Annotated in this window: 14 protein-coding genes and 1 tRNA gene; 14 read left to right on the top strand and 1 reads right to left on the bottom strand. The window is 44.2% G+C overall.

Annotated elements, in window-relative coordinates; all coding sequences use genetic code 11:
• Positions 1-2 precede the first annotated feature (2 nt).
• The 11 genes from ACTD55_RS01855 (at position 3) to pnp (ending at position 11,204) form a co-directional block, all read left to right on the top strand.
• Complete coding sequence (locus ACTD55_RS01855) at positions 3-203, top strand: hypothetical protein (protein ID WP_438862597.1); 201 nt, start codon at positions 3-5, stop codon at positions 201-203.
• A gap of 216 nt (positions 204-419) precedes the next feature.
• Positions 420-496 (top strand) — tRNA-Met (locus ACTD55_RS01850).
• A 165-nt stretch (positions 497-661) separates the two neighbouring features.
• A complete protein-coding gene (gene rimP / locus ACTD55_RS01845) occupies positions 662-1,120 on the top strand; it encodes a ribosome maturation factor RimP (protein ID WP_438862596.1) in 459 nt (152 codons plus the stop codon).
• Positions 1,121-1,140: 20 nt separating this feature from the next.
• The gene (gene nusA / locus ACTD55_RS01840; RefSeq protein ID WP_438862595.1) at positions 1,141-2,634 is read left to right on the top strand and encodes a transcription termination factor NusA; all 1,494 of its coding nucleotides are present in this window, start codon (positions 1,141-1,143) and stop codon (positions 2,632-2,634) included.
• A 24-nt stretch (positions 2,635-2,658) separates the two neighbouring features.
• Positions 2,659-5,268, top strand: coding sequence for a translation initiation factor IF-2 (gene infB, locus ACTD55_RS01835; protein ID WP_438862594.1), 2,610 nt, complete (start codon positions 2,659-2,661; stop codon positions 5,266-5,268).
• 118 nt (positions 5,269-5,386) lie between these two features.
• Positions 5,387-5,806, top strand: coding sequence for a 30S ribosome-binding factor RbfA (gene rbfA / locus ACTD55_RS01830; RefSeq protein ID WP_438862593.1), 420 nt, complete (start codon positions 5,387-5,389; stop codon positions 5,804-5,806).
• A 28-nt stretch (positions 5,807-5,834) separates the two neighbouring features.
• Entirely contained in the window at positions 5,835-6,767 is a 933-nt protein-coding gene (gene truB / locus ACTD55_RS01825; protein ID WP_438862592.1) for a tRNA pseudouridine(55) synthase TruB, read from the top strand.
• Positions 6,768-7,004: 237 nt separating this feature from the next.
• Entirely contained in the window at positions 7,005-7,769 is a 765-nt protein-coding gene (locus ACTD55_RS01820) for a gamma-glutamyl-gamma-aminobutyrate hydrolase family protein (protein ID WP_438862591.1), read from the top strand.
• Positions 7,756-8,415, top strand: coding sequence for a TVP38/TMEM64 family protein (locus ACTD55_RS01815; protein WP_438862590.1), 660 nt, complete (start codon positions 7,756-7,758; stop codon positions 8,413-8,415). The genes ACTD55_RS01820 and ACTD55_RS01815 overlap by 14 nt, the downstream gene beginning before the upstream one ends.
• A 154-nt stretch (positions 8,416-8,569) precedes the next feature.
• A complete protein-coding gene (gene rpsO / locus ACTD55_RS01810; protein ID WP_416305166.1) occupies positions 8,570-8,839 on the top strand; it encodes a 30S ribosomal protein S15 in 270 nt (89 codons plus the stop codon).
• 235 nt (positions 8,840-9,074) lie between these two features.
• Positions 9,075-11,204 (top strand): polyribonucleotide nucleotidyltransferase, encoded by a 2,130-nt coding sequence (gene pnp, locus ACTD55_RS01805; RefSeq protein WP_438862589.1) that lies wholly within the window; start codon positions 9,075-9,077, stop codon positions 11,202-11,204.
• Positions 11,205-11,284: 80 nt separating this feature from the next.
• Here the strand turns inward: pnp and ACTD55_RS01800 are convergent, their stop codons facing one another.
• Complete coding sequence (locus tag ACTD55_RS01800) at positions 11,285-11,962, bottom strand: DUF599 domain-containing protein (protein WP_438862588.1); 678 nt, start codon at positions 11,960-11,962, stop codon at positions 11,285-11,287.
• A gap of 94 nt (positions 11,963-12,056) precedes the next feature.
• Here ACTD55_RS01800 and ACTD55_RS01795 point away from each other — a divergent pair, with 94 nt between their 5' ends.
• From ACTD55_RS01795 to ACTD55_RS01785, 3 genes are read left to right on the top strand one after another with little or no spacing between them, the layout of a single operon-like run.
• Positions 12,057-12,998: a tRNA-dihydrouridine synthase gene (locus ACTD55_RS01795; protein ID WP_438862587.1), complete on the top strand. Its 942-nt coding sequence runs from the start codon at positions 12,057-12,059 to the stop codon at positions 12,996-12,998.
• 40 nt (positions 12,999-13,038) lie between these two features.
• Positions 13,039-14,454: an amidohydrolase gene (locus ACTD55_RS01790; RefSeq protein ID WP_438862586.1), complete on the top strand. Its 1,416-nt coding sequence runs from the start codon at positions 13,039-13,041 to the stop codon at positions 14,452-14,454.
• Positions 14,451-15,731 carry an amidohydrolase family protein gene (locus tag ACTD55_RS01785; protein ID WP_438862585.1) on the top strand — a complete coding sequence of 427 codons (1,281 nt, stop codon included), beginning with the start codon at positions 14,451-14,453 and terminating at the stop codon, positions 15,729-15,731. Before ACTD55_RS01790 ends, ACTD55_RS01785 begins: the two co-directional genes overlap by 4 nt.
• Positions 15,732-15,785: the final 54 nt, after the last annotated feature.

Here is a 15,785-nt window from a genome sequence, read left to right as displayed (position 1 = left end):
TTATGGAAAATATTACTGAGCAAAAAGTCACCGTGCTAAGGAAAAAACTCAAAGAGATTGATTCTATCTTGGACGAAATTACGTTGAGTGAAAATGAGTGGCAGCAAATTGAAAGCACCATCGATGATGTCACTATCCGCTTAACCCTACTTAGTTATGGCCATGTGGATGTTAATTCTGAAGAAGAATTCGATTGGCTATAAGGTTTTGTTGTTATAACTGAAGGTTTTAAGCGCCAGCTTATTCAAGCACATTTGGCTATTGAGCCAATATATTCAATGGTCTGTTCAAATAATCAGCACTCGCACTGAAAAGTGGCTAAATTTCAATAATTAGACTTGCGCTTAAGGCGCCTCTCTGTATAATACGCCCATCTTGAGACGGGGTGCTAAGCCAAGTCAGCGAGTAAAGATTTCAAGCGCGGGATGGAGCAGTCTGGTAGCTCGTCGGGCTCATAACCCGAAGGTCGTAGGTTCAAATCCTGCTCCCGCAACCAAATTTTATTATTGTTGTGTTATAGCAGCTTTTAATTAAAATTGGTGGACAAGGGTCCAGTACAAAAAGCCCCGCTTAGCACGGGGCTTTTTGTTATCCGTTTTTACGGTACTTATGTTGTTTATTGTCCGGGCTTAATGCCCTTTTTTTGTTTTTGGAGCTGAGATTGTCACAGCTGGAATTAAAATTAACTGCGATGTTGGAACCTGCTGTTGAAGCACTAGGTTTTGAATTAGTCGGTATAGAATTTGTGTCTGCAGGTAAGCATTCGATCCTGCGGATTTTTATTGATCATGAAGATGGGATTACGGTAGATAACTGTGCTGATGTGAGCCATCAGGCCAGTGCTATTTTGGATGTTGAAGATCCTATTTCGACAGAATACAACCTTGAGGTGTCTTCACCGGGGATGGAACGTCCGTTATTTAAAGAAGCGCATTACCAACAAGTGGTTGGTGAAGTGATTCAGGTTAAATTAATGGTACCAATGGATAACAGACGTAATTTTAAAGGCAAGCTTGTGTCCTGTGATGCAGGCACGATTGTAGTTGAAGTTGATGGTCAGCACTATCAATTGGCTATTGCGAATATTAATAAAGGCAATGTAGTTGCAATTTTTGACTAAGGAAGCGAGGCAAACGGGCAATGAATAAAGAAATTCTATTAGTGGCAGAAGCCGTGTCCAATGAAAAATTGGTTCCCAGAGAGAAAATTTTTGAAGCTCTGGAATTCGCTATCGCCAGCGCCACCAAAAAGAAAAGTCCAGGCGAAATTGAAGTACGTGTCAGTATTGATCGCGATACCGGTGATTTTGATACCTATCGTCGTTGGTTGGTTATTCCTGATGATCAAGAACAGGAAAACCCTTACGCAGAGATGACTCTATCCGCAGCTCAAGTGGAAGAACCTGATATTCAATTAGGCGAATACGTTGAAGATCAAATCGAATCTATTGTATTTGACCGTATTACGACCCAAACAGCTAAACAGGTTATCGTACAAAAAGTACGTGAAGCCGAACGTGCTCAAGTGATGGCTGAATATGAAGAGCGTATTGGTGAACTGGTTACCGGTACGGTGAAAAAAGCCAGCCGTGAAAGCATCATTATTGATTTAGGTAATAATGCAGAAGGGGTGATTTATCGTGATGATATGTTACCGCGTGAAACCTTCCGTCCAGGTGATCGGGTACGTGGTTTATTGTATGTGATTAAACCTGAAGTTCGTGGGCCGCAGTTATTTATTAGTCGTACACATCCGGAAATGCTGGTAGAGCTATTCCGACTGGAAGTACCTGAAATCGCTGAAGAAGTGCTGGAAATTAAAGCCGCGGCACGTGATCCGGGTTCAAGAGCCAAAATTGCAGTTAAAACCAATGATAAGCGTCTTGACCCAGTAGGCGCGTGCGTAGGTATGCGTGGTTCACGGGTACAAGCTGTATCCAGTGAATTAGGTGGCGAGCGTGTTGACATTGTATTATGGGATGATAACCCGGCACAGTTTGTAATTAATGCCATGTCACCAGCAGAAGTCGCTTCGATAGTGGTTGATGAAGATAGCCGTTCAATGGATGTGGCGGTTGAAGCAGATAATTTGGCGCAAGCCATTGGCCGCAGTGGTCAAAACGTCCGTTTAGCCAGCCAATTGACAGAGTGGGAACTCAATGTCATGACGGTTGACGATTTAAACGCTAAACATGAAGAAGAAAATTCTAAAGTATTAAACCGTTTTGTGAGCGCGTTAGATATTGACGCCGATATGGCCACTATTTTGGTCGAAGAAGGTTTCTCGACTTTAGAAGAAATCGCTTATGTACCCGCCAGTGAGTTATTAGCGATTGAAGAGTTTGATGAAGAGACAGTTGAAGAACTGCGTAATCGCGCCAAAGGTGCATTAACGACTCAAGCACTGGCAAGCGAAGAATCTCTGGAAGGCGCTGAGCCTGAGGAAGATTTATTAAATTTAGCAGGATTAGACCGACACGTAGCCTTTGTTTTGGCCAGTAACGGTATTACTAATCTTGAAGCACTGGCAGAACAGGGTGTGGACGAGATTTGTGAACTGGAAAATATGGGTGAAGAAAAGGCCGGCGAATTAATTATGGCCGCCCGTAATATTGTTTGGTTTAACGAAGAATAACATCAGCATGAGGAGCCGCAACACATGGCAGAAGTATCCATACAAAAACTTGCCGATGACATAGGCACAAGCGTTGAACGACTGGTTCAACAATTTGCCGATGCAGGTATAAAAAAATCAGCTGGTGAACAAGTAAATGAGGTCGAGAAAAAAACCTTACTAGATCATTTAAGTAAGCAGCATGGTGGACGGGGAAATGACGAGCCTAAGCGTATGACGCTTAGCCGCAAGAGTACCAGTACGTTAAATGTTAAGTCGTCGGGTAAATCCCGAGCAGTCACGGTGGAAGTGCGTAAAAAACGGACTTACGTCAAGCGTAGTGACGCAGAAGTAGCACGTTTGGCTGAAGAGGCGAAAAAAGCCGAAGAAGAACGTTTAGCTGCAATTGAAGCCGAGCGTCAGGCTGCCGAAGAAGCCAAAAAAGCCGCGCAGGAAAAAGCACAGAAAGAAGCAGAAGCCAGAGCGAAAAAGGCCGAAGAAGAAAAAGCCCATCGCGAAGCCCAAAAACAAAAAGAGAAAGAAGAAGAAAAGCATCTTTCTCCTGAAGAATTAGCTGAACGCGAAAAAGTGCGTGCTGAAACTGAAAAACTGCGTTTACAGCAAGAATCTGAAGCACAGCGCAAGCTTGAAGAAGAAGCCAAAAAAGCGGAAGAAGCCGCACGTAAATTAGCGGAAGAAAACGAACGTCGCTGGAAAGAAGAAGAAGAGAAACGTAAAAAGCAAGAAGCCGAAGAAGTCCACTTGCACTCTTCTCGTTATGCTCAGGAAGCGGAAGACAAAGAAGATTTACAAGTTGAACGTAGCTCGCGTCGCCGTAAAGGCAAGAAGAAAAAAGACGCAGGCGCAGGTTTACAGCACGGCTTTAACAAGCCAGCGGCTCCGGTTGAGCGCATTGTGCGTTTAGGCGAAACCGTTACTGTGGGTGAACTGGCCAACCGTTTGGCGGTTAAATCCAAAGAAGTCATTAAAACCATGATGAAAATGGGTGAAATGGCGACGATTAATCAGGTATTGGACCAGGATACGGCCATTTTGGTCGTGGAAGAAATGGGTCATAAATATGAACTGGTTAACGAAAATGCATTAGAAGATGAATTGTTGTCAGAACAGGGCAATGATGAAAAATCCAGCCGTGCGCCGGTGGTTACCATTATGGGTCACGTTGACCATGGTAAAACCTCATTGCTTGATTATATCCGTAAAGCCAAAGTGGCAGACGGTGAAGCCGGTGGTATTACTCAGCATATCGGTGCTTACAGTGTGGAAACCGAGAACGGTAAAATTACCTTCCTCGATACACCAGGACACGCCGCCTTTACCGCAATGCGTGCACGTGGTGCGACGGCTACCGACATCGTGGTCTTAGTGGTTGCATCTGATGATGGTGTGATGCCGCAAACCAAAGAGGCCGTTCAGCATGCTAAAGCCGCTGGGGTGCCGTTGATTGTTGCGGTTAACAAAATGGATAAGGAAGGCGCTGATCCTGAACGTGTCAGAAGTGAACTTTCGCAAATCGAAGTTATTTCTGAAGAGTGGGGCGGTGAATACCAGTTCGTTAACGTTTCTGCCAAAACCGGTATGGGTGTTGATGAATTACTTGAAGCGATTTCATTACAAGCTGAAGTACTAGATTTACAAGCCGCCTCAACCGGTGCAGCTAAAGGTCTGGTGATTGAATCTCGTCTGGATAAAGGACGTGGTCCGGTTGCCTCGGTACTGGTGCAAGAAGGGCAATTAAAAGCCGGTGATATTATGCTTTGTGGTCTGGAATACGGTCGTATTCGTGCCATGAAAGATGAAAATGGTCACGATGTGGCGGTGGCAGGTCCATCGACTCCGGTTGAGATCCTTGGTTTATCTGGTGTACCAGCAGCCGGTGATGATGCGTTAGTGGTGTCCGATGAGCGTAAAGCCCGTGAAGTCGCTAGCAAACGTTCTATCAAGCAGCGTGAACTGAAATTGGCCAGACAGCAAAAATCCAAGTTGGAAAATATGTTTGCCAATATGGAAGCCGGTAATGTCAGCGAACTGAATGTGGTATTAAAAGCCGATGTACAAGGTTCTGTTGAAGCCATTGCCGATTCATTGACTGGTTTGTCTACTGAAGAAGTTAAAGTCATTATCGTTGGTAGCGGTGTTGGTGGAATCACCGAAACCGATGCAAGCTTGGCAGCCGCCTCGGGGGCTATTCTGGTTGGCTTTAACGTCCGTGCCGATGCAACGGCGCGTAAAGTTATTGAGTCAGAAGAAATCGATTTACGCTACTACAGCGTCATCTATGACTTGCTGGACGAAGTGAAACAGGCCATGAGTGGTATGTTGTCACCTGAGTTTAAACAGCAAATCATTGGTTTGGCTGAAGTACGTGATGTATTTAAGTCGCCTAAGCTGGGTGCGATTGCCGGTTGTATGGTGACTGAAGGTATCATCAAACGCAGCAATCCGATCCGCGTACTGCGTGATAATGTAGTGATTTATGAAGGCGAGCTGGAATCCTTGCGTCGCTTTAAAGACGATGTGCAAGAAGTCCGTAACGGCATGGAATGTGGTATCGGTGTTAAGAACTACAATGATGTTAAAGTCGGTGACCAAATTGAAGTATTTGAGATCGTTGAAGTTAAACGTCAAATCTAGTCTAACGGTGTGATGTAAATCAGAAATGAAATGCTCAACCCCGGTTGAGCATTTTTGTCTTGGTTAGTAGCTGGATGACATTAAGGCCGTTTAATCATCGGCCAGAGGAGAAAGTATTATGGCAAGAGAATTTTCCAGAACCGATCGGGTGGGTCATCAAATCCACAAAGAAGTTGCCAGTATTTTACAAAATGAATTTAAAAACCGTGATCCTCGTTTAGGCATGGTCACCGTCTCAGGTGTTGAAGTGTCCAGAGACTTGTCCTACTCAAAAATCTTTGTCACATTTTTTGAAAATGACGATGCGAAGATTAAAGAGTACCTAACCATACTGGAAGAAAATAAAGGTTTCATTCGTACTTTGTTGGCAAAGAGTATGCGCATGCGTGCGGTACCTGCGTTACGTTTTGTTCGTGATGCCTCTATTACCGAAGGGATGCGTATTTCCAATCTGGTATCCGAAACGCTAATAAAAGATAAAGAGCGGGCCAAGCAAGTGGGTCGTGATTTAGATAATGAAGAGCACGAACAAGAGTAGTACGGCTTATTCCAATTGAGATGACTTAATGGCAAGAAAAACCAAAGGTCGTGCGATTAACGGTATCGTGCTGCTTAACAAACCGCTGGATATATCCTCTAACCAAGCCTTGCAAAAAGTGAAAGGGATCTTTTTTGCTAATAAAGCGGGACATACCGGTGCACTGGATCCACTGGCGACAGGTATGTTGCCGGTTTGCTTGGGAGAAGGGACTAAATTTTCGCAGTTTTTGCTGGATGCGGATAAAGAATATTTAGTCACGGCAAAATTGGGCATTCGCACCACAACATCTGATGCCGATGGTGAGATTGTTGCTGAGAAACCGGTAGCGGTCAGTCGGGCACAACTTGAGCAAGCTTGCGAACAGTTTCGTGGGCCAATAAAACAGGTGCCTTCAATGTTTTCCGCATTAAAACATCAGGGTAAACCACTGTATTATTATGCTCGACAGGGTATCGATATTCCTCGTGAAGCCCGTGACATTACTATTTACGACTTGCAAATTCATCGTTTTGAACATGATGAAGTGGATATGCTAGTCCGCTGCAGTAAAGGCACTTATATCCGTTCCTTAGTCGATGATTTAGGTCAGTTACTTGGATGTGGTGCGTATGTGTCGGCTTTGCATCGTACCGAAGTGGCAGACTATCCGGTAGATAAGATGATCACCTTCGAGCAGTTGCAGCAATTACGCGATCAAATTAATGATAATGATCAGCAAGATTGGTCACTGTTGGACGATTTATTGCTGCCAATGGACACGGCGGTAGCGAGTTTACCGGCAGTGGAAATCCCGGCGATGTTTGCGGCTTATTTTATGAATGGGCAGGCGGTTCAGGTGGCTAATGCGCCGGTTGACGGGCAAGTTAGAGTGTATGTCCCTGATGGGCCGGGTTTTGTAGGCGTGGGGCAAATTGACGATGATGGAAAAGTGGCACCGAAACGGCTGGTTGTATTGTAAAACATCATATTAAGTGCAGCTCAGCTAAGCATGGCTGAGCTGCGCTAACCCTTCGGTCCATTTTCATCCGCGACCAGAAAAACACCTGTATTACCTTGAATTTTCTAACTTAATCACAATGACTAATAGAGTTAAGTGTTAAATTATGCCTATTTAATGCAATTAATGGTTATCTTGTACTGAGGTGGTCATTGTAAAAATAGTTAATAAGTCAAAGCAACTTGGGGAGATAAAGACATGAAAAATAATAGTAGGCCCCAAATTGCGGTGACTGGACCGGATCATTCTGGTTTGACGGCATGGATATTTACTGCGCTAAATGTGCGTCTGGCTGGTGGTCAGCCAGTACGGGTGTCTCCGGATTCTTTTAATGGTGAAATAGATTACGACGGGGTGATTATTGGCGGAGGATCCGACATCCATCCTGACAATTATCAGCAAGAGCAAGCACCGAATGTAAAACGTCCGTTCATATTAAAGTTGAAGGAATTGCTGCTTTATCCAATGGAACTGTTTAATCGCTTGGGATCTAAAGGTAGCTTTGATAAGCCACGTGATGAAATGGAAAAACAGTTTATTGATTATGCGCTCAGCAACAATAAACCTATTTTGGGAATATGCAGAGGACATCAACTGTTAAATGCCAAGTTAGGTGGCACCATGTATAAATCAACCCTGCCTTTATTAGCCCACGATGTTCGTATAAGAAGCCCATTTCCGCGCAAGAAAGTCATTTATACCAAAGATGATTCGTTAATTTCGGATATAGCGGGTGATGATCCTATTAAAGTCAACGCAATCCATTCTCAGGCGGTCGGTCAGCCCGCTGATAGCTTGCAAGTTACCGCTAAAGAACAAGCTGGTATTACACAAGTATTAGAAAGCAAAAATAGCGAGAAAGTGTTAGGGGTGCAGTGGCACCCGGAATATCTTTTTTACATGAAAGCACATCGAAGTATTTTTAAATGGCTGGTGAATAAGGCAAGTAATGAAAAAAAATAATGCAATCAAATTGACCCTTTTTATGGTCGCCATAGTTGGGTTAGTCGCCTTATATATATTGACACCGTTAAGTGACTATTTGACTATTGATAAGATTACCGAAGTGACTAGTGATGTGCCTGAAAATCTAACCACAGCACTACTCTTTCTGGTGATATTCTTTGTAGGCGGGGCATTGCTTGTTCCTGTTCCGTTAATGGCGTTCGCGGTGAGTTTGGTCTTTAACGTTGGGATAAGTTTACTGATCTGTTTACCCGGTTTTTTAATTGCGAGCCTCAGTGGTTACGTGATTGGCAGACTTATCGATACTGATGGATTTAGTGAAAAGGTCAATCAGCACATTAACAGTATAAAACGCCAATTGGATGATAAGGGGATGTGGGCAGTGATGGCGTTAAGATTAGCACCCACGCCACCATTTACCGTTACTAGTCTTATTGCAGGGTCTCTTGCCGTCAATATTTGGAAGTATGCTTTGGGGTCGATGTTGGGGATTGCACCGTTGGGATTGAGTGCGGTCTTTTTTGGTCAAGGTGCCTTGAAAATGATGAAAGAACCCTCTGCGTTAGCCGCATCATCTATTGTGGCCGCGATTATTTTGTACATCATTTATCGTGTTATTAAGAAGCAACAAGCCACAACGTAATCGTTATTGCATTGTATTTAACCCAAACCCCAGAGTTTACTGGTATGGGGTGTAAATTAACTTGCGTTTTTATCCTGTGTCATTATAATGCGCGCCTTCTCGACTTAGCTGAATTAGTGATTGGCTAAGTCTTCATTCTCTTAAGGAGTACATTATGTCACTAAGTGTTGAAGAAAAAGCAGCATTGGTTGCTGAATATGCAGTTAAAGAAGGTGATACTGGTTCACCAGAAGTTCAAGTTGCGTTGTTAACTCACAACATTAACAAACTTCAAGGTCACTTTGCTGATCACAAGAAAGATCACCATTCACGTCGTGGTTTGTTGCGCATGGTTAGTCAACGTCGTAAGTTGCTTGACTATCTTAAAGGCAAAAACACCGAGCGTTATGCTGATCTAATCAAACGTCTTGGCCTACGTCGCTAAGCATTGTTTGCAAAAGATTAAAATTAAGGCATCTTCGGATGCCTTTTTTGATCTTGTTTATCGTTTTTTAGCAGGCTTAACCTCAAGACCATCGCACCATTCTCTGATTTTTCAGCAATCAAGCATAAAAATGCCCATTCGCGGCCTTGTTACACTGTTTTTACCCTGACCAAGCGGCTATACTATGCGCCGCAATTAAAAGCGAAGAAGATAATATTATTTAAAGGATAATTAAGTGACTCCTATTACTAAAACATTTCAATACGGTAAACATACCGTTACTCTAGAAACTGGCGTAATTGCTCGCCAAGCTACCGCTGCTGTAATGGCCAGCATGGACGATACCTCTGTACTGGTTACTGTGGTAGGTAAAAAAGATGCAAAGTCTGATCAGGATTTTTTCCCGTTAACTGTTAATTATCAGGAAAAAACCTACGCTGCCGGTAAAATTCCCGGTGGATTCTTCAAGCGTGAAGGCCGTCCTTCAGAAGAAGAAACCCTTACAGCACGTTTAATCGATCGCCCAATCCGTCCACTTTTCCCGAACGGATTTAAAAACGAAGTTCAAATTATTATTACCGTGGTTTCTGCCAATCCAGAAATCCCGGCTGACATTATTTCCTTAATTGGTACGTCTGCTGCGTTAGCAATTTCTGGTATACCTTTCAGTGGTCCAGTCGGTGCTGCACGTGTTGGTTACATGGATGGTCAGTATGTATTAAATACCACCGTTACCGAGCAAGATGACAGCCAGTTGGATTTAGTCGTTGCCGGTACGCAAAACGCAGTACTGATGGTTGAATCTGAAGCCAGTGTTTTGTCTGAAGAAGTGATGCTAGGTGCAGTGATGTTTGGTCACGAATCCATGCAGACCGTGGTTAACGCTGTTAACGAATTTGCCGCTGAAGTGAATACCCCTAAATGGGATTGGCAACCTGAGCCAGAAAATGTTGAGCTGAAAGCTAAAATCAAAGAGTTAGCAGAAGCGGGCATGACCGAAGCTTATCAAATCTCGGATAAAATGGTTCGTAAAGATGCGGTAACCGCAGTGACTGAAAAAGCTGCTGCCGAGATCCTTGAAGCTAATCCGGAACAAGACGCTAAAGAATTACATGAGTTATTGCACGAGTTGGAAAGTGACGTAGTCCGTTCACGTATTTTGGCGGGTGAGCCACGTATTGATGGCCGTGATCCGGAAATGATCCGTGCTTTGCATGTTGGTACTGGTATTTTGCCACGTACTCACGGTTCTGCCTTGTTTACCCGTGGTGAAACACAAGCCTTGGTTGCTGCAACTTTAGGTACTGAACGTGATGCACAAATGATTGATGGCCTAAACGGCAAGAAAGACAGTCGCTTTATGCTGCATTACAACTTCCCTCCATTCTGTGTGGGTGAAACGGGTTTTGTAGGTTCTCCCAAGCGTCGTGAAATTGGTCATGGTCGTTTGGCCAAACGTGGTATTGCTGCGGTAATGCCTTCAGAAGCCGAATTCCCATACGTTGTCCGTGTAGTATCAGAAATTACTGAATCAAACGGTTCGTCTTCAATGGCATCGGTTTGTGGTACGTCTTTGGCGCTTATGGATGCTGGTGTACCAATCAAAGCCTCTGTTGCGGGTATCGCGATGGGTCTGGTGAAAGGTGATGACAGCTACGTTGTATTGTCTGACATCCTAGGTGATGAAGATCACTTGGGTGATATGGACTTTAAAGTGGCCGGTACCACCGATGGTATTACTGCATTGCAGATGGATATCAAGATCGAAGGTATTACTAAAGAGATTATGCAAAAGGCACTTAAGCAAGCTAAAGAAGCCCGTTTGCACATTCTTGGTGTGATGGATCAGGCTATTAGTGGTCACCGTGAAGAAATGTCTGAATTTGCTCCGCGTATCTATACCGTTAAAGTGGATCAAGACAAAATCCGTGACGTGATTGGTAAAGGCGGTGCAATGATCCGCTCTATTACTGAAGCCTCTGATACCAGTATCGAAATAGAAGATGATGGTACAGTGAAAATCTTCGCCACCGAACGTGCTAAAGCTGAAATTGCCATCAAAATGATCGAGCAAGTGACGGCTGAAGTGGAAGTAGGTAAGACCTACCACGGTGAAGTGAAACGTATCGTTGATTTCGGTGCCTTTGTTGAAGTATTACCAGGTAAAGAAGGTTTGGTACATATTTCTCAAATCGCTCATGACCGTGTTAACAAGGTATCAGATTACCTTGAATTGGGTCAGAAAGTTGATGTTAAGGTGATGGAAATTGACCGTCAGAACCGTGTACGTTTAAGCATCAAGGAATTGTTGGAAAAGCCAGCGCAGCCAGAAGCGGCGGCTGAGCCAGAACAACCTGCTGAATAAGTGAGTTCAGTGATTAAAAAAGGAGCTTCGGCTCCTTTTTTGTTTTTTAAATAGTGTCGCGTTGGATAAGCAGTGAGGATTTATACCGTGTCATGCAGAGCCTTAAGTACTTTAGAGTGAAATTCACGATGGTACAGGATCCAGATGACTAGCACTGTGGTAAACATAAACAGGCGAGGATCAATAAACCAGGCCAACGTTGATAAAGATAAGTACAGCGCACGTTGCCCATAGTTAAATGAATGGGCGGCTTGATCAATGACTTTGGCCGTTCTATTGGCATAAAGTTCTAACTCATCTTCGGGAATTTGATTACCATTTGGGGCTGCCCCTACCAATACACTGGCAAATCCGTATTGACGTAGCGACCAGGTAAATTGGAAGAAGGCAAAAATATAAATACAAACTATCAATAACACCTTAATTTGAATTTGATGAGGATCTTGTGACAAGACGGGAACCACTTCATGCAGAACACTGGCTAGTTTATCCGCTGAGGATAATGCCGTAATTAAACCGGCTAGAATCAGCAAAGAGCTGGAGGCAAAAAAACTGATATTACGCTCTAATGCCGAAATAATCGAAACATCGGGAATTCGATTTTCTCGCAATAACATTTGCAACATCCAATTGTTGCGTTTAGCTCTCAACACACTGGATAAACAAATAGTTTGCCGAGCTCTTTTTTTGGCAAATAAGGTATAACCAACCCAAAGTACTAAAAACCAGCCCAAACCGGCAAAATCAAGTGCAGCCATTACAACCTTATCCTTGTGTAAAAGATGTTGACCAAAACGCTATTCTGCTACACTTCGCGACCCTTTTTAAGCTTAAAGTAAAAGAAACTCATTAATGGCTATTATTTTGGCACCGATGGAAGGTGTGGTTGATTATCTGATGCGCGATATGCTCACTCAAGTGGGGGGATTTGACTTGTGTGTGACCGAATTTGTACGTGTTGTCGATCAGCTTTTACCTAATCGGGTTTATCATCGGTTGTGTCCTGAATTGCAGCAACAAGGTAAAACCACCGCGGGTATTCCGGTGCGGGTGCAATTATTGGGACAAGATCCGGATTGGTTGGCCGAGAATGCCTATCGAGCCGTGTCGTTGGGATCCTATGGTATTGATTTAAATTTTGGTTGTCCGGCCAAAACGGTTAATAACAGTAAAGGCGGGGCGGTATTACTGCAAGAAACCCAACGTCTATATGACATCGTTTCGGCGGTGCGTCAGGCGGTACCCGCCGATCAAGTAGTCAGTGCCAAAATCCGTTTAGGTTTTGAGGATAAATCTAAAGCGATTGAAAATGCTCAGGCCATTGAAGCCGCTGGGGCCAATTTATTGGTGATCCACGCGCGTACCAAGGTCGAAGGTTACAAACCACCGGCTTACTGGGAGTGGATTGGTAAAATCCGCCAACAAACCACTATTCCTATTATTGCTAATGGTGAAATCTGGAGTTTGGCGGATGCCGAGCAATGCCGTTCACAATCACAATGTCAGGACCTGATGTTAGGACGCGGCGCATTAGCCTTGCCTAACTTGGCTCAGGTCATTAAAGGCCATCAGCAGCCTATGAGTTGGCAACAGGTTAAACAATTGCTTATTGATTATTCCGGTTATGAAATTTTTGGCGACAAAGGCCGTTATTATCCAAATCGAATAAAGCAGTGGTTAAAGTATTTAAGCCATCAGTATTCACAGGCAGAGCAGCTATTCGATAGTATCCGGACATTACGCCAATCGGATCAAATTGTAAGGCAACTTGAACAATCAAATAATCAGGATTAGTCTTATTTCGGAATAATGACAATAATAACCGGACATGACCATGGAATTAAAACTCAAGCAATTGACCATTGCTGCCTTTTTTGTGATTACCGCAAGCGTATTGATAGCTTGCGATGACGATAGCAAGAAAACACAAGCTCCCTTAGTCGAAATAAATAAAAATCCCTTCCCCAGTACCTATAAACCCTTACCAGCGCAAACCGTTTTAATCACCAATGTGACTATTTTGGATGGGATTGGTGGGAAGATCGATGGCGGATCAATTTTTATCCAAAATGGTAAAATTCAACAGGTCGGTGAAGTGACAAGTATTCCCGAGGGGACTCAGATTATTGATGGCAAGGATAAATGGGTGACGCCGGGAATTATTGACGTACATTCCCATCTAGGCGTTTATGCATCTCCTTCCACGACATCTCACTCTGATGGCAATGAAATGACCAAACCGGTGACGGCTGAAGTCTGGTCCGAACATTCCGTTTGGCCTCAAGATCCGGGCTTTAATCGCGCATTGGCTGGTGGGGTGACTACCTTACAAATCCTTCCCGGTTCAGCTAACTTGGTCGGTGGCCGTTCAGTCACAGTTAAAAACTTACCGAATCGAACGGTACAAGATATGAAATTTCCCAATGCGCCTTATGGTTTAAAAATGGCCTGTGGCGAGAATCCTAAACGTGTTTACGGCAATAAAGGCGGTCCAAGTACGCGTATGGGGAATGTGGCCGGTTATCGTCAGGCATGGGCAGATGCTCAGGATTATCAGCGCAGTTGGGATAAATACACTGAAGAATATAAACAAGGCGAGAATCCTAAACCTCCTAAACGTGATTTGAAGTTGGATACATTGGCAGGTGTTTTAGCAGGAGAGATTAAAGTCCATATGCATTGTTATCGTGCCGATGACATGGGCACGATGATGGATGTGATGAAAGAATTTGGATATCAAATCAATTCGTTCCAGCACGCCGTTGAAGCGTATAAAATTGCTGATAAATTAGCCGCTAATAATGTCTGCTCAGCGATGTGGGCCGACTGGTGGGGCTTTAAAATGGAAGCCTACGATGGGATTCGTGAAAATATAGCCATGGTACATAACGCAGGAGCTTGTGCCATTGTTCACTCAGACAGTGACTTGGGGATCCAGCGTTTAAATCAGGAAGCTGCCAAAGCGTTAGCTGATGGACAACGAGTAGGGATTAATATCAGTGAGGCGCAAGCCTGGCAGTGGTTATCCGCCAATCCGGCTAAATCGTTGGGGATTTTTGACCAAACTGGCTCGTTGGAAGCCGGCAAGAATGCGGATGTGGTGCTCTGGAGTAGCGATCCGTTTTCGACTTATGCACAAGCAGAACGAGTATATATCGATGGTGGATTAGCTTTCGATCGTCAAGATCCAAACAGTTGGCCGGTATCGGATTTTGAATTGGGCCAGCCTGGTGAAGGAGACGTAAAATGAAGATCGTAACTCACACTCTGATTGCTGCTAGTTTGCTGTGTAGCGCCAATGTTTTGGCCGATAAAATCGCGATTGTAGGCGGAACAATACATACCATGGGCGAGCAGGGCAGTTTAACTGACCAAGCTTTATTAATTGATGGGCAGCGGATAGAAAAAATTGTGGCTATGGACGCGGTGCCTCAAGGCTATCGGGTTATCGACGCTAAGGATAAAGTCATTACACCGGGCTTAATTGGTGCTCAAACTCAATTGGGACTGGAAGAAGTGAGCTCCTCCGCTGGTACGGTCGATGCGACGGTTGATAAATCAGTTTATTCACCCTTAGGCGCTGCGTTTGATGTGTCCTATGCACTTAATCCTGACTCAACGCTTATCGCTATTAACCGTATCGAAGGGGTCACCAGTGCCGCCACGGGAATAAATCACTCTGACACATTATTTCAGGGGCAGGGTGCGATGATCAGCTTGGGTAATGGTACGTCACCATTAATTAAGCCTCACGCCTTTATGCGACTGGATGTGAGTAATAGTGGGGCGGATCATAATGGAGGCAGTCGTGCCGCATTATGGCCAATATTGGAAAATGCCATAACAGAAGCCACATCCCGCAACGGCAAACCATTAACTGCTAATGATGAATGGTTTGGCAGTTTATCGAAAGCCGATGTAAATGGATTAATGAACGTAATTAAGGGTAAAGAACCCTTGTTGGTGGCGGCACATCGGGTTGCGGATATTCGACAAGTATTGGCATTTAAACAGCGTCATCCCGATTTACAGCTGGTGTTATTATATGCCACTGAAGGTTGGATGATCGCCGATGAGATTGCTCAGGCGGGTATTCCGGTTATTCTCAATCCCGAATCTAATCTACCTTATGAATTTGACCAACTGGCCGCCACCATGGCGAACGCTGGGCGTTTGGCTCAAGCTGGGGTATTAACCTCAATTGGAATTGAGAATCATAATATCCGTTTAATTACCCAACATGCCGGTAATGCTGTCGCCAACGGTTTGAGCTGGATAGATGGGTTGGCATCATTAACCATTAATACCGCCAAAATTTACGGGGTTGATAAGGATTATGGGTCGCTTGAAGCAGGGAAAATAGCCGATGTCGTGGTTTGGTCTGGCGATCCGCTGGAGGTCATGAGTGCCGCAGAACAGGTGATTATTCATGGAGAGCAAATCAAACTCGAATCACGCCAAACCAAGCTGCGTGATCGCTATATGCAAGCGGCAAAAGATAAGCCAGTGCAATATCAACGACCTTAATTACTGCTGCCTTGTCATCCCGCTAGTGTGTTAAACAGGGATGACAAGGCACGT

The organism is Neptunicella sp. (assembly GCF_048268085.1).
Taxonomy (GTDB): domain Bacteria; phylum Pseudomonadota; class Gammaproteobacteria; order Enterobacterales; family Alteromonadaceae; genus Neptunicella.
Note: the sequence above shows the minus strand (reverse complement) of the source record. Positions and strands in the feature narration are given on the sequence as shown.

What these genes read in the sequence shown, in the direction of transcription:
- ACTD55_RS01855 (WP_438862597.1), top strand. Translation starts at nt 3, where the DNA reads ATGGAAAATATTACTGAGCAAAAAGTCACCGTGCTAAGGAAAAAACTC.
- nusA (WP_438862595.1), top strand. Translation starts at nt 1,141, where the DNA reads ATGAATAAAGAAATTCTATTAGTGGCAGAAGCCGTGTCCAATGAAAAA.
- infB (WP_438862594.1), top strand. Translation starts at nt 2,659, where the DNA reads ATGGCAGAAGTATCCATACAAAAACTTGCCGATGACATAGGCACAAGC.
- rbfA (WP_438862593.1), top strand. Translation starts at nt 5,387, where the DNA reads ATGGCAAGAGAATTTTCCAGAACCGATCGGGTGGGTCATCAAATCCAC.
- truB (WP_438862592.1), top strand. Translation starts at nt 5,835, where the DNA reads ATGGCAAGAAAAACCAAAGGTCGTGCGATTAACGGTATCGTGCTGCTT.
- ACTD55_RS01820 (WP_438862591.1), top strand. Translation starts at nt 7,005, where the DNA reads ATGAAAAATAATAGTAGGCCCCAAATTGCGGTGACTGGACCGGATCAT.
- ACTD55_RS01815 (WP_438862590.1), top strand. Translation starts at nt 7,756, where the DNA reads ATGAAAAAAAATAATGCAATCAAATTGACCCTTTTTATGGTCGCCATA.
- rpsO (WP_416305166.1), top strand. Translation starts at nt 8,570, where the DNA reads ATGTCACTAAGTGTTGAAGAAAAAGCAGCATTGGTTGCTGAATATGCA.
- ACTD55_RS01800 (WP_438862588.1), bottom strand. Translation starts at nt 11,962, where the DNA reads ATGGCTGCACTTGATTTTGCCGGTTTGGGCTGGTTTTTAGTACTTTGG.
- ACTD55_RS01795 (WP_438862587.1), top strand. Translation starts at nt 12,057, where the DNA reads ATGGCTATTATTTTGGCACCGATGGAAGGTGTGGTTGATTATCTGATG.
- ACTD55_RS01790 (WP_438862586.1), top strand. Translation starts at nt 13,039, where the DNA reads ATGGAATTAAAACTCAAGCAATTGACCATTGCTGCCTTTTTTGTGATT.
- ACTD55_RS01785 (WP_438862585.1), top strand. Translation starts at nt 14,451, where the DNA reads ATGAAGATCGTAACTCACACTCTGATTGCTGCTAGTTTGCTGTGTAGC.